Raw genomic sequence first — 15,165 nt, forward strand, 5'->3', positions numbered from 1 at the left:
CGACGACAATGCGACCAGCGAAGCCCTTTCTTCCGAGGATTTACTATTTCGATCCACGACTCCTCCGCGATACGTCAGAACTGGACCAGCTGCTTGATCGCTGCGCGGAACTGGGCTTCGATCATGTCATGGTGCCGTCGGCGAGCGATGCCGGCGCGCTGGCGAAGGGATGCGGCGCACGGAAGTTGAAACTCCTGCTCGATGTCGATGTGCGGTCGACGGGAGAGGATGCCGCACTGGCGGAGCAGCATCCCGACTGGTTCGAGCAGGGCGCTGCGCTCGACGACCTACCCGATCCGCGGCGGCTGCCGCGCAAGCCCGGCATGCGGACGCTGAGAATCGGCGCGGCGGACATTGCGGCGCAGGTGGGCGCGCATTGGCGCGAGAGACTGCTCGACGCAATCCGGGCGGGCGTCGCAGGGTTTCGCTGCATGGGGCTCGCAGAGATTCCCGCTGCGCGCTGGACAGGCATGCTGGACGAAGTGCGTGCGGCGCATCCCCAGGTACGTTTCCTTGCGTGGACGCCTGGCTGTACACCGGCGCAGCTCGACGCCTTGGTTGACTGCCCCTTCGACGCGACATTTTCATCCGGCGCCTGGTGGGATTTCCGATCCCGCTGGCTCGCCGATGAACAGGGGCGCCTCGGACGCATTGCGCCTCCGATCGCCTTCCCCGACAGTCCGGATGAACCCGTGGTCGGTCGACTCATCGGCAATGAAGAAGTCGCGGTGCGACGCAAAATATTCCTGCGCGCCCTGGGGCTGGCTACGGCGGCGGGAAACGGCGTGATGGTGACGATGGGATTCGAATACGGTGCCTCGGGCATGACCGCGCCGCTCGGCGGCCGACCGTCGTGGGAGGAAGTCCGTGCCCATGCCCCCTTCGATCTTTCCGGGGAAATCGCCGAGGCAAACCGTTTCGTGGCGAGCGGCGGCAGTGCTTTCTACGGCAACCCGCTCCGGCTCATCAGCAGCCCGAACGCCGGCGTCGCCATGCTCCTGCGCGATGCCAGCGCTGCGCCCAATGCGCCACGCTCTGCCTTGCTTGTCGCTGCCAATGCCGACGCAGCCCGTGCCTGTTCCATCACCGAGAACCAGTTACTGGAACGCGCCGGCGGGTATGTTCGGCACAGCCGCGTCTGGCCGGGGGGCGAGGATGCGCTGGACATGGCTCGACCGATGGCGCTGGAGGCAGGCGATTTCCAGATGTACGCGGTGCACAAGCCACCGCCGATTCTCATGCCGCCGCCGCGCGGCAAACAGGCGGTGAGTGCCGCGGCCAAGGCCCCACGCATCGCCATTGAAGCGATATCTCCCGCCGTCGACGGCGGCAAGTTTCCCGTCAAGCGCACCGTCGGCGAATCGGTGAGCATCGAAGCCGACGTGTTCTCGGACGGCCACGACAAGCTGGCGGTCGCGGCCCTGTGGCGGACCGCCGACGAAGCGGAGTGGCATGAGATGCGCATGCATCCCATCGGCAATGACCGCTGGGCGGCGTCGCTGCCGCTTACCCGCATCGGACGCTACCTGTTCGCCGTGGAGGCGTGGCGCGACGTGTTTTCCACGTATCGCGATGAGCTGGAAAAGAAGACGACTGCCGGCTTGAATGTCGCGGTCGAATTGGAAGAAGGGCGCCTGCTGGTCGAGGCCGCGCACGCCCATGCGCAGGAGAGCGGCATCGAGGATGCGGCCAACAGCCTGAAGGCCTTCACCAAATCATTGAAGGTCACGCGCGACAAGGCGAAGGCTGCCGCGCGCGATGCCGAACGTATCGCTGCCTTGCTGTCCGAGCCGATGCTGGAAGCGATGCGGGCTGCCGACGCGCGACCCTTTGCGGTGCGCAGCGAACCGCTGCGCATCGACGTCGAACGGACGGCGGCGCGGTTCTCCAGCTGGTACGAACTGTTTCCGCGTTCGCAGAGCGGCGATCCTGCGCGCCACGGGACGTTTGCAGATGTCGAAAAGCGCCTGCCGGCGATCCAGGCGATGGGTTTCGATACCTTGTACTTTACGCCCATTCATCCAATTGGCCGCAAGCACCGCAAGGGGCGCAACAACAGCCTGGCCGCCGAGGCGGGCGATCCAGGCAGTCCGTACGCGATCGGCGCGGAAGAGGGCGGCCACGATGCCGTGCATCCGGAGCTCGGCACGATCGAGGATTTCCGGCGGTTGCGCGACGCCGCGGCGCGGCACGGCCTGGAGCTGGCACTGGATTTCGCGATCCAGTGTTCACCCGATCATCCCTGGCTGAAGGAGCGCCCTGACTGGTTTTCCTGGCGACCGGACGGGACGATCCGCTATGCCGAGAACCCGCCAAAGAAATACCAGGATATCGTCAACGTCGACTTCTACGCGGACGGCGCCGTGCCCGACTTGTGGATCGCGTTGCGCGACGCGGTCCTGTTCTGGGTGAAGGAGGGCGTGCGCGTATTCCGCGTCGACAATCCGCACACCAAGACGCTCCCTTTTTGGGAATGGATGATCGGCGACATCCGGGGGCGCTACCCGGACACCCTCTTCCTGTCCGAGGCATTCACCCGGCCGAAGATGATGTACCGCCTCGCCAAGATCGGTTATTCGCAGTCCTACACCTACTTCACCTGGCGCCACACCAAGCAGGAATTCATCGACTACATGACCGAGCTGACGCAGACGCCGGTGAAGGATTACTTCCGGCCGCATTTCTTCGTCAACACCCCGGACATCAATCCGATCTTCCTGCAGCGCTCCGGCCGTCCGGGCTTTCTGATCCGCGCCGCCTTGGCGACCATGCTCTCGGGACTATGGGGCATGTACAGCGGCTTCGAGCTGTGCGAGGGAACGCCGGTGCCGGGCAAGGAAGAATACCTGGACTCGGAAAAATACGAGATCAAGGCCTGGGACTGGAACAGGCCCGGCAACATCATCCACGAGATCACGCTGCTCAACCGGCTCCGCAACGAGAATCCGGCCCTGCAGACGCACCTGACCATTCGTTTCCTGCCCGCGTCCGACGACAACATCCTGTTCTTCATGAAGTCGACGACGCCGCACATCGAAGGCGCGCGCTGCGGAGACAACGTGGTCATCGTGGCGATCAACCTGGATCCTTTCGCCGCGCACGACACGACACTCGAAATACCGCTCTGGGAATTCGGCCTGCCGGATGACGGCGTGCTGGAAATGGATGACCTCGTCAACAATAGCCATACCGCCTGGCATGGAAAGCACCAGCACCTGCGGCTGGATCCCTTTGTTTGCCCCTATGCCATCTGGCGCGTTCGACAGAAGTGAGTTTTTAACATGGACATGAGTACGGACCGCCGCAGGACAGCACGCCGCGCACAAGGCTCTCCCGCAGCCACCCCCGAGAAGACGTTCAGCGAAGCACCGTCCTGGTACAAGGACGCGGTGATTTACCAGGTGCACGTCAAGTCGTTCTACGATTCCAACAACGACGGCATCGGTGATTTTGCCGGGCTGATCGATAAACTCGATTACATCGCCGACCTCGGCGTCAATACCATCTGGTTGCTGCCGTTCTATCCGTCACCGCGCCGCGATGATGGCTACGACATCGCCGAATACCGCGGCGTGCACCCGGATTACGGAACGATGGCCGATGCGAAACGCTTCATCGCCGAAGCGCATCGGCGGGGATTGCGCGTCATTACCGAGCTGGTCGTCAACCACACTTCCGACCAGCATCCTTGGTTCCAGCGTGCGCGCAAGGCCAAGCCGGGTTCCAAGGCACGCGACTTCTACGTCTGGTCGGATAACGACAATGCCTACAACGGCACGCGCATCATCTTCTGCGACACGGAGAAGTCGAACTGGACCTGGGACCCGGTGGCCAACGCCTTCTTCTGGCACCGCTTCTATTCGCACCAGCCCGATCTCAATTTCGACAATCCGCAGGTGCTCAAGGCCGTGCTGGGCGTCATGAAGTACTGGCTGGACCTCGGCGTCGACGGGTTGCGGCTGGATGCCGTTCCCTACCTGATCGAGCGCGAGGGCACCACCAACGAAAACCTTCCCGAGACCCACGCCATCCTCAAGCGGATCCGCGCCGAGGTCGACCGCAGCTATCCGGGCCGCATGCTGCTGGCCGAGGCGAACATGTGGCCGGAGGACGTACTGCCTTACTTCGGCAGCAATGACGAATGCCATATGGCTTTCCATTTCCCGCTGATGCCGCGCATGTACATGGCGCTGGCCCAGGAAGACCGCTTCCCGATTGCAGACATCCTGCGCCAGACGCCGGAAATACCGGAGGCCTGCCAGTGGGCGATCTTCCTGCGCAACCATGACGAGCTGACGCTGGAAATGGTGACCGACAAGGAGCGGGACTATCTCTGGAATTACTACGCCTCCGAGAAGCGCGCCCGCATCAACCTCGGCATCCGCCGCCGCCTCGCGCCGCTGCTCGAACGCGACCGCCGTCGCACGGAACTGCTCAACAGCTTCCTGCTGTCCATGCCGGGCACGCCGGTCATCTACTACGGCGACGAGATCGGCATGGGCGATAACATCCACCTCGGCGACCGCGACGGCGTGCGCACGCCGATGCAATGGACCTCGGACCGCAACGGCGGGTTTTCGCGCGCCGATCCGGCAAAACTCGTCCTGCCGCCCATCATGGATCCGCTGTATGGTTTCGAGGCGGTCAATGTCGAGGCGCAGACCGGGGACCCGTATTCCATGCTCAACTGGATGCGCCGCATGCTATCGGTGCGCAAGCAGCATTGCGCCTTCAGCCGCGGCACGTTTACGCTGCTGTATCCCACCAACCGGCGCATCCTGACCTATCTGCGCGAGTACGAATGCAAGGGCGAAACCGAAACCATTCTCTGCGTGGCCAACGTCTCCCGTTCGGCGCAGGCGGTCGAGCTCGACCTGTCCACGTATGCGGGTCGGGTGCCGATCGAAATGCTCGGCGGCTCCGCCTTCCCGCCGATCGGCAAGCTGCCTTACCTGCTGACCTTGCCGCCTTACGGGTTCTACTGGTTCCTGCTGGCACCCGAAACCCGCTTGCCGCCATGGCACATCCCGGCCCCCGAGCCGCTACCCGAGCTCGCGACACTGGTCCTGCGCAATGGCATCGGCGAAGTGCTCGAAGCGCCGCGCCGCAATATCCTCGAGAACGAGGCGCTGCCGGTCTACCTGTCCAAACGCCGGTGGTACGCCGCCAAGCATGAGAAGCTGAAGTCGGTGCGGATTGCGACGACCACCTTGCTGCCCGGTTCCACCGCGCGGCCGCACGTGATGCCGGCCATGATCGCGGAAATCGAAACCGTGACGCCGGGCGGCGCCGACCGATACCTGCTCCCGATCGGCTACATCCGGGAGGAAGACATCGTCACGGCCATGCCGCAGCAGCTGGCGCTCGCGCGTGCGCGCCGCGGCCGGTTCGTCGGCTTCCTCACGGACGCCTTCGTGCTGGATTCGTTCTCCTTCGTCATCATCGAGCAGTTGCGCGCGAGGGCAAGGCTGCCGTCGGACGACGGCGAACTGCACTTCGTGCCGACCGACTGCATCGACAGCGTGGAGCTCAGCGTAGAGCCGCCGATCCGCAGGCTCTCCGCCGAGCAGTCGAATACGTCCCTGATCATCGAAGACAAGCTGGTCATGAAATTTATTCGCCGCCTGCTGCCCGGCGTGCATCCGGAGGCCGAGATGGGGCGCTACCTGACCACCCTCGGCTATGCGAATTCGCCGCGTATGATCGGCGAGGTGGCGCGGGTCGCGACGGACGGCACGCGGTATTCCATGATCCTGGTACAGCAGTTCATCCACAACCAGGGGGATGCCTGGCAATGGGTGCTGGAAACGCTCGCGCGCTGGGTCCAGCAGGTCGCGTTCCCCGAGTCAGCCATTGCGGCCGAGGCCTCACAGGATATTTCGCATCCACAGGACGAGTTGCTCAGCCTGGCCGCCAATCTCGGCAAGCGCCTGGGCGAGATGCATGCGGCACTGGCGTCGCCGACCGACAACCCGGACTTCGCGCCCGAATCGGCAACAGCCGACGATGCGGAGGCCTGGGCGGCAGGAGCGAAAAGGCAGCTGGAGGCGGCATTTACCGACCTGCAGGCCAAGACCGAATGGAGCAACGAGGCCGAAGCGCAGCGCGCGGCACGACTCATCAGCCAGCGCGAGCGATTGCTTGACAGGCTCGATGCGCTGGCCGCCGCCGGCGTCGGCACGCTGCGCACCCGCATCCACGGTGACTTCCATCTTGGCCAGGTGCTGGTCGCCCAGGCGGATGTGTACATCGTCGATTTCGAAGGCGAACCCGCCAAACCGCTTGCAGCCCGGCGTGAAAAGTCCAGTCCCCTGCGCGATGTGGCCGGACTGCTGCGCTCGTTCGATTACGCCGCGGCGTTCGCCAGCAATGCAGGACCGACGGACCTCGACGAAGCGGGTGAACTGCGCAAGCAGGAGATCATCCGCAAGTTCGCGCCCAACTGCCAGGCCGCCTTCCTTGCGGCGTATCGGGGGGCGGCCTATACAGGCGCCTTCCAGGTCGCCCCGGAAGTGGAGGCCAGTCTGCTCCAGCTCTTTGTCCTGGAAAAGGCGGGCTATGAAGTTTGCTATGAGGCAGCGAACCGGCCTGCCTGGATTCCCGTGCCGATGAACGGGCTGGCAAAGATTGCCGAGGAACTGTTGAGCGCTTCAGAAGGAGAGTCGTTGAATGGTTGAACATACCGAGGACCTGACCGGCGTCGACCAGAGAACGATCGACGCCGTCCTCCACGGGCAGCTGATGGACCCGTTCGGCTTGTTCGGGCCGCATGGTGCGGGCGATCGCATCGTGATCCGTACCTTCCAGCCGGGTGCGCTGGCGGTGGACGTGGTGACGCGCGCACCCGGAGACGATACGTCGGGTGCGCTGCTGGAGTCGCTCTACAACGTCAACCAGAGCGGGTTGTTCGTGAGCGGGGCGCCGACGCTGGTCCCGGGCCAGGATTATTTGCTCCGTATCACCTGGCCAACCGCGTCCGGCGGCGAGCAGGTGCAGGTCACGGAAGACCCGTATTGCTTCGGCGTGCTGCTCGGCGACCTGGACATGCACTTGCTGCGCGAGGGAACGCATCGCGAACTCGGACGCTGCCTGGGGGCGAACCCGATGGTGATCGATGGCGTCGCCGGCACGCGATTCGCCGTGTGGGCGCCGAATGCACGGCGCGTGTCGGTGGTGGGGGACTTCAATCTGTGGGACGGGCGCCGCCACCCGATGCGCCTGCGCTTCGAGGCAGGCGTCTGGGAACTGTTCATTCCGCGCCTGCGCAGCGGCGCACGCTATCAGTACGAAATCGTCGGCGTGGACGGCAATGTGCTGCCGCTCAAGGCGGATCCGGTTGCCCGTGCGACGGAAATGCCGCCGTCGACGGTGTCGGTGGTGCCGTCGGACATGCCGTTCCACTGGACCGACGATGCATGGATGGCAAGCCGCGCGCAGCGGCAGGGCCGCGACGCCCCGATGGCGGTCTATGAAGTGCATCCCGGTTCGTGGCTGCGCATCCTCGAGGAAGATAACCGCAGCCTGAACTGGCACGAACTCGGCGACCGGCTGATTCCGTATGTGCGCGACATGGGCTTCACGCATGTCGAATTCCTGCCGATCATGGAGCATCCCTTCGGCGGGTCGTGGGGCTACCAGCCGCTCGGGCTGTTTGCGCCGACGGCGCGTTTCGGCTCGCCGTCGGGCTTCGCCTCCTTCGTCGACCGCTGCCATGCGGAAGGGATAGGCGTGCTCCTCGACTGGGTGCCCGCGCATTTTCCGTCCGACCCGCACGGACTGGTGCGCTTTGACGGCACCGCGCTGTACGAGCACCAGGACCCGCGAGAAGGTTATCACCAGGACTGGAATACGCTCATCTACAACCTCGGGCGCAATGAGGTGTGTTCCTTCCTGATTGCCAGTGCGCTGGAATGGCTGGAGCATTACCACGTCGACGGCCTGCGCGTGGATGCGGTGGCGTCGATGCTCTACCGCGACTACAGCCGCAAGGCCGGCGAATGGGTGCCCAACGTGCACGGCGGGCGCGAAAACCTGGAGGCGGTTGCCTTCCTGCGCAACCTCAACGAGGTCATCGCGCAGCGTTGTCCCGGGGCATTGATGATTGCAGAGGAATCCACCGCATGGCCGGGTGTATCGACGCCGGTGGCCGACGGCGGACTCGGCTTCACCCACAAGTGGAACATGGGCTGGATGCACGACACGCTGCGCTATATGAGCACCGATCCGCTGTACCGCATGCATCATCACCACGACATGACCTTCGGCCTGATCTATGCGTTCTCGGAGAAGTTCGTGCTGCCGATTTCGCATGACGAGGTGGTGCACGGCAAGGGGTCGCTGCTCAACAAGATGCCCGGCGACGGCTGGCAGAAGATGGCGAACCTGCGCGCCTATCTGTCTTTCATGTGGACGCATCCCGGCAAGAAGCTGCTGTTCATGGGATGCGAAATTGCCCAGCCGACGGAATGGAACCACGACGGCTCGCCCGACTGGAGCCTGCTCGACAATCCGGCGCATCGCGGTGTGCAGCGACTGTTGCGCGACCTGAACCGGCTGTATGCATCCCATCCTGCGCTCCACAAACGTGACCACACTCCGGATGGCTTTGCCTGGGTGATTGGCGATGACAGCAGCAATAGTGTCTTTGCCTACCTGAGGAAAGGCGAGGAGGGCGACGCGCCGGTGATGGTCGTGATGAACATGACGCCGGTGCCGCGCGAGGGGTATCGGATCGGCGTGCCCGAAGGAGGGGATTGGGTGGAGTTGCTGAATAGCGATGCGTCGATGTATGGGGGGAGCGGGATGGGGAATGGCGAGCGCCTGGTTGCCGACAACGTTGCTTCGCACGGCATGGCACAGTCCCTTTCGCTGCGGCTGCCGCCGTTGGGCGTGCTGGTGTTGTCGCTTGCGAGGTGAGTTTCGCAGGCGGGCAGCTGAGGTCGATTTTTCAAGATAGTTTAATCCGTCATCCCCGCGAAGGCGGGGATCCATAGGCAGGTCGTTCAATTTGCCTCGGCATGGATCCCCGCCTTCGCGGGGATGACGGGGTGAAGGATGGAGGAAGAGGTGAAAGAATGCGCCCGCCTTCGAGCACTGCGGGAACGCGCACGCATACGTGCGTCAACGCTCGCGTGCCGCAATGGCGAACCTGTTCAACACATGGACCCTGAATGGCGACCCTGAACCTGCCGCTCCCGCCAATCCAGTCGGGCTCCTCGTACCCGCTCGGCGCCACCTACGATGGCGACGGCACCAACTTCGCCGTCTTCTCCGCCAATGCCGCCAAGATCGAACTCTGCTTCTTTGACCCGACTGGCCGTCACGAAATCGCGCGCGTGCCCATGCCGCACTGCACGAACGAAGTCTGGCACGGCTACGTCCCCGGCGTGCATCCCGGTACGCTCTACGGCTACCGCGCCTACGGCCCGTACCAGCCCGAAATCGGCCACCGCTTCAACCCGAACAAGCTGCTGCTCGATCCCTATGCACGCCAGCTGCACGGCCATCTCCGCTGGGCCGACACCCTGTACGGCTACCGCATCAACTCGCCGCGCACTGACTTGTCCTTCGATCATCGCGACAGCGCGGCATCGATGCCGAAATGCATGGTGACGGAATCCTCCTTCAACTGGCACGGGGACAAGGCGCCGCAGGTGCCGTGGGAAAAGACGGTGATTTACGAAACCCATGTACGCGGCCTGACCATGCGCCTGGACAAGGTGCCCGAGGCGGAGCGTGGCACCTTCGCCGGTCTCGCCAATCCCTGGGTGATCGACTACCTCGTCCGTCTCGGCGTGACCGCCGTCGAATTGCTGCCGGTGCACGCGATCCTGGACGACCGCCGGCTGGTCAACAACGGTCTCCTCAATTACTGGGGCTACAACACCTTGTCCTTCTTCGCGCCGGAGCCGCGCTACCTGTCAACCGGCACGCCGGACGAGATGCGGCGGGCAATCCGGCTGCTGCATTCGGCCGGTATCGAGGTCATCCTCGACGTGGTCTACAACCATACCTGCGAGGAAAGCGAGCTGGGTCCGACGCTGTGCTTCCGCGGACTGGACAACGCCAGCTACTACCGGCTCAACCGCGACTACCCGCGCCACCACATCAACGATACGGGTTGCGGCAATACCGTGAACATGACGCATCCGCGCGTGATCCAGATGGTGATGGATTCACTGCGCTACTGGGTGCAGGAATTCCATGTCGACGGTTTCCGATTCGACCTCGGCGCCACGCTCGGACGCGAGAATTACGGTTTCGATCCTGGTTCGGGCTTCTTTGATTCGTTGCTGCAGGATCCGGTGCTGGCACGGGTCAAGCTGATTTCCGAGCCGTGGGACGTGGGACCAGGCGGCTACCAGGTCGGAAACCATCCGCCGGGCATCGCCGAATGGAATGACCGTTTCCGCGACGACGTGCGCCGTTTCTGGCGAGGCGACGCCGGATTGCGCGGCGCCGTCGCCAGCCGTCTCATGGGCTCCGCCGACATGTTCAATCATCGCCGCCGTCGTTCCTGGTCTTCGGTCAACTTCGTTACCGCGCACGACGGGTTCACCCTGCATGACCTCGTCAGCTACAGCCGCAAGCATAACGAAGCGAACCTAGAGGACAACCGCGACGGCGCGGACGAAAACCGCAGCGCGAACTGGGGCGTGGAAGGGCCGGCAGAAAATCCGGAAATCCGGACGATGCGCGAACGGGTCAAGCGCGCGATGCTGATGACGCTGCTGTTCTCGCACGGCACGCCAATGCTGCTGGGCGGCGACGAGTTCGGCCGTACACAGCAGGGTAACAACAATCCGTATTGCCAGGACACGGAAATTTCGTGGTTTGACTGGAGTCTCATCGAGACGGAAGAAGGCAGGACGCTGCTCGACTTTACCCGGCGCTGCATTGCCGCGCGCCGCATCGTGCCGCGCCTGCGCAGCACCCGCTTCCTTGCATCGAACCTGCGCACGCTGCACCGCATTCCGGAAATCAGCTGGTTCGACGAAACAGGCGTGGAAATGACGCAGGAGCGCTGGAATTTCAGCGAAGGACGATTGCTGGCGCTGCGCCGCATCGGCCAGGAGCTGCGGGCAGGAAAGCTTTCCGCGTCGCTGCTGATGCTCAATGCGTCGGCGAAGGAGGCTGAATTCATCCTGCCCAAACCCGACATGCCATGGCAGGTCGCGCTCGACGCGGCCGATCCGGCGGTCGACAACAACCGTATGCCGGACGACGGCAGGCTTATCGTTTCCGCACAAAGTGCGGTTTTGTTGGTAACCGACAATGTCATCATTTAATCCCTCCTTCGGCGCGCGCCTGCTTGCCCGTGATCGCACCCGGTTCCGCCTGTGGGCGCCGGGCACGGAGAGCGTGAGCGTCGAAATCGAAGGTGTGCCGCCGGTGCCCATGCGCCGACTGGCCGGCGGCTGGTTCGAGGCGGAAGCCGCGTGCGACGCGGGAGCACGGTACAAATTCCGCGTGGCGCCGGACCTTGCCGTGCCCGATCCTGCCTCACGCGCGCAGGCAGGCGACGTGCACGATGCGAGCATCGTGTGCGACCCGGACGCCTATCACTGGCAGCGCAAAGACTGGACAGGCCGTCCATGGCACGAGACGGTGTTGCTCGAATTGCACGCCGGAGCGCTGGGCGGCTTCGAGGGCGTGAGGAGGCGGCTGCCGGAACTGGCTGCCATTGGCATTACCGCCATCGAACTGATGCCGGTTGCCGATTTTCCCGGACGGCACAACTGGGGCTATGACGGCGTGTTGCCCTATGCGCCGGATACGGCCTATGGCACGCCGGATCAGCTGAAGGCGCTCATCGACACGGCCCACGGGTTGGACATGATGGTCTTCCTCGATGTGGTCTACAACCATTTCGGGCCGGACGGCAATTACCTGGGGGCCTATGCGCCCGATTTCTTTCGCGATGACATCCAGACGCCGTGGGGGCAGGCGATCGATTTCCGCAAGCATCCAGTGCGGGATTTCTTTACCGAAAATGCGATTTACTGGTTGCAGGAGTATCGGTTTGACGGACTGCGCCTCGACGCGGTGCATGCGATCAGCGAGAAGGACTGGCTGGTGGAAATGGCACGGCGCGTGCGTGCGGCCATGCCGGCAGGGCGGCACGTGCACCTGGTGCTGGAGAACGACGACAACTGCGCGCGCCTGCTTGCACGTTCGCCGGCACGCCTGTTCGATGCGCAGTGGAATGACGACATGCACCACATCGTGCATGTGCTGCTGACGGGCGAGCGCGAGGGCTATTACGGGGGCTATGCGAGCCAGGGCGCGGAAAAACTCGCGCGCGGATTGTCCGAGGGCTTTATCTACCAGGGCGAGACATCGCTGTACCCCGGCGGTGCGCGGCGCGGCGAGCCGAGCGCCCATCTGCCGCCGACGTCTTTCGTGTTTTTCCTCCAAAACCATGACCAGGTCGGTAACCGCGCCTTTGGCGAGCGGCTGTCGATGCTTGCCGATCCGCACGCATTGCGGGCGGCCATGGCGCTCCAACTGCTGTCACCGCACATTCCGCTCCTGTTCATGGGCGAGGAATTCGGCGCCACGCAGCCTTTCCTGTATTTCACCAGTCACCTGACCTCGGAACTGGCCGATGCGGTGCGCAAGGGGCGGCGGCAGGAGTTCGCCCGCTTCTCCGCTTTTTCCGATCCGGCGCGCCGCGAACGGATTCCCGATCCGAACGAGGAGCAGACTTTCCGGCAGTCGGTCCCGCAGCCCGACCCTGTGCTTGGCCCTGCCTTCACCGAATGGGTCACCTCCGTGCTGGCGATCCGCCATGCTCATGTCACGCCGCGGCTGGAAGGCGCCCGGGCGCTGGGGACGGAGATTCTCGGGCCGGCATCGGTCAAAGCGCGCTGGCGCATGGGCGACGGCAAGGTACTGATGCTTGCCATCAATCTCGGCACCGATCCGGTGCCTGTCGCGTACGACCGGCTCGCCGACGGGCAGGGCGGTCAGCTGCTGTTCGCCACCGAGGGTGTGGAGGATGCCATCACCCGTCATTTCCTCCCCGGTCCCGCCTTCCTCGCAGTCCTGGAGTCCTCCGCATGAACGATGAACACGTACTGAAGCTGTCGCAGGCCGCAGGCCTTGCGCATGAATGGACGAACGCCTTCGGAAAGCCGATGCAGGTCGACACCGAAGACTTGCGCAACATCCTCGCGCGCCTGGGTTTTCACTGCGCGAGCGAAGAGCAATGCAGGGATAGCCTTGCCCGGCTGGCGGCATTGAACGGCGGTGACGATTTGCCGCCTTTGGTCACGGGTATCGCCGGCCGTCCCCTGCATCTTCCGGCGGCGCGGCGGCTTGCCGGCCTGGCCTGGCGCATCGAACTCGAAGGCGGCAAGGAATTGAGCGGCAGGTTTTCCGCCGATACCTCGCACGGCATCGAGCTTCCGGCCATTGACCACTACGGATACCACCAGCTCCATGCCGGCGAGTCGGTGACGACCCTTGCCATCGCCCCACCCAAATGCTTCGGAATAGCCGATGCACTGGATGGCACGGGCGCTTCGCCACGCCTCTGGGGGCTGGGTGTGCAGCTCTACGCATTGCGCCGGAACGGAGATGGCGGCATCGGCGACTTTACCGCGCTGTCGACGCTGGCCCGCGCCGCTGCGGGCCACGGCGCTTCCGCACTCGCAATCAGCCCGGTCCATGCGATGTTCAGCGCGAACGTCAACCGCTTCAGCCCGTATGGCCCGTCCAGCCGGCTTTTCCTGAATGCCCTGCACATCGACCCGGCGGCCGTGCTGGGCCAGGACGCATTCAATGCCGAACTGGCGGCGCTGGGAAATGACGCGCCGTCCCGCTACACCGCCATGGAAAGCACGGAGCTGATCGACTGGCCGGGTTCCGCGCAACTTCGCCTGGATCTGCTGCGACGTCTTCATGCGCGCCAGCGGGCGGCGGGTGGCGACAGCGACTTCGATGCCTTTGTCAGGAGCGGGGGCGATGCGTTGCGCGACCATGCCCGATTCGAGGCGCTGCAAGCGTGGCAACTCGCCAATGGCGAAAGCGGGTACTGGAAGGAATGGCCAGAAGGCCTGCGCGATCCACGCGGTGCCGCCGTCGAGGAGTTCGCCCGGCATCATGAAGCGGAGATCGCGTTCCATCTCTTCCTCCAATGGCAGGCGGCGCGTGGCCTGGGCGGAGCGCAGAAGGCGGCGCGCGACGCCGGCATGGCGATCGGCCTGATTACCGACCTTGCAGTGGGCGCGGATAACGGCGGCAGCCAGACATGGAGCCGCCAGGCGGAAATCATCAACGGACTCTCCGTCGGGGCGCCGCCCGACGTCCTCAACACGCGCGGCCAGAGCTGGGGGCTCGGGGCCTTTTCTCCGCATGCGATGAAGGCGAAAGGCTTCAGTGCCTATATCGAAATGCTCCGCGCGATTTTTGCCTATGCCGGCGGTGCGCGCATCGACCATGTGCTGGGCCTGAACCGCTTGTGGCTGGTGCCGGACGGCGAATCGCCGCTGCATGGCGCCTACCTGCAGTATCCGGTCCACGATCTCCTTCGCCTGATCGCGCTCGAATCCTGGCGCAACCGCGCCATCGTCATCGGCGAAGACCTTGGCACCGTGCCGCAGGGCTACGACGTCCTCCTGGCCGAAGCGGGACTGCTCGGCATCCGCGTGCTCCTGTTCCAGCAATACGACGGCCGTTTCCTGCGTCCTGACGAGTGGCCGTCGCACGCCATCGCCACGACGACCACCCACGACCTGCCGACGATTGCCGGCTGGTGGCAGGGGCGCGACGTCGACTGGCGCGCGCGTCTTGACCTGCTCATGCCCGGCCAGACGGAACGGGATGCGCGGCACGACCGGACGCGCGAGCGCGCCGCCATGTGGCAGGCCTTGTCCGAGGCGGGCTGCGCGGGGGATGGCGCTCCGCAACCGGCCGAAGCGTTGCCCGTCGTCGATGCCGCCGCGTCCTTCGTCGCCGCGACGCCGGCGCCGCTTGCCATGCTCCCGATCGAGGATGCGCTTGGCCTGCCGGAGCAGCCGAACCTGCCCGGCACTATCGACTCGCATCCAAACTGGCGCCGCCGCTTGCCGCAACCGATCGACTCGGTGCTCGACGAGCCAGCGGTGCGCAACCGGCTGGCGGCCATGAATCGAACACGCTCCGCAAAAGGAAGCTCCTGAC

The 15,165-nt window shown here is 64.4% G+C and carries 6 protein-coding genes; all 6 read left to right on the forward strand.

From position 1 onward, the window contains the following. Window positions 1-8: 8 nt before the first annotated feature. Entirely contained in the window at window positions 9-3,272 is a 3,264-nt protein-coding gene (locus ACNOHI_RS05075) for a maltotransferase domain-containing protein (RefSeq protein ID WP_420473560.1), read from the forward strand. 9 nt (window positions 3,273-3,281) lie between these two features. After that, complete coding sequence (treS, locus tag ACNOHI_RS05080; protein WP_420473561.1) at window positions 3,282-6,677, forward strand: maltose alpha-D-glucosyltransferase; 3,396 nt, start codon at window positions 3,282-3,284, stop codon at window positions 6,675-6,677. Beyond that, window positions 6,670-8,916 (forward strand): 1,4-alpha-glucan branching protein GlgB, encoded by a 2,247-nt coding sequence (gene glgB, locus ACNOHI_RS05085; protein ID WP_420473562.1) that lies wholly within the window; start codon window positions 6,670-6,672, stop codon window positions 8,914-8,916. The genes treS and glgB overlap by 8 nt, the downstream gene beginning before the upstream one ends. 254 nt (window positions 8,917-9,170) lie before the next feature. Continuing rightward, window positions 9,171-11,288: a glycogen debranching protein GlgX gene (gene glgX, locus ACNOHI_RS05090; protein ID WP_420473563.1), complete on the forward strand. Its 2,118-nt coding sequence runs from the start codon at window positions 9,171-9,173 to the stop codon at window positions 11,286-11,288. Further along, entirely contained in the window at window positions 11,275-13,065 is a 1,791-nt protein-coding gene (gene treZ, locus ACNOHI_RS05095; protein ID WP_420473564.1) for a malto-oligosyltrehalose trehalohydrolase, read from the forward strand. Before glgX ends, treZ begins: the two co-directional genes overlap by 14 nt. Beyond that, the gene (gene malQ / locus ACNOHI_RS05100) at window positions 13,062-15,164 is read left to right on the forward strand and encodes a 4-alpha-glucanotransferase (protein WP_420473565.1); all 2,103 of its coding nucleotides are present in this window, start codon (window positions 13,062-13,064) and stop codon (window positions 15,162-15,164) included. The genes treZ and malQ overlap by 4 nt, the downstream gene beginning before the upstream one ends. Window position 15,165: the final 1 nt, after the last annotated feature.

It is taken from the genome of Noviherbaspirillum sp. ST9 (assembly GCF_048799745.1).
Lineage (GTDB): Bacteria > Pseudomonadota > Gammaproteobacteria > Burkholderiales > Burkholderiaceae_D > Noviherbaspirillum.

Bases quoted from the DNA above. Each gene is read 5' to 3' on its own strand.
- ACNOHI_RS05075 (WP_420473560.1), top strand. From the start codon at position 9: ATGCGACCAGCGAAGCCCTTTCTTCCGAGGATTTACTATTTCGATCCA.
- treS (WP_420473561.1), top strand. From the start codon at position 3,282: ATGGACATGAGTACGGACCGCCGCAGGACAGCACGCCGCGCACAAGGC.
- glgB (WP_420473562.1), top strand. From the start codon at position 6,670: ATGGTTGAACATACCGAGGACCTGACCGGCGTCGACCAGAGAACGATC.
- glgX (WP_420473563.1), top strand. From the start codon at position 9,171: ATGGCGACCCTGAACCTGCCGCTCCCGCCAATCCAGTCGGGCTCCTCG.
- treZ (WP_420473564.1), top strand. From the start codon at position 11,275: ATGTCATCATTTAATCCCTCCTTCGGCGCGCGCCTGCTTGCCCGTGAT.
- malQ (WP_420473565.1), top strand. From the start codon at position 13,062: ATGAACGATGAACACGTACTGAAGCTGTCGCAGGCCGCAGGCCTTGCG.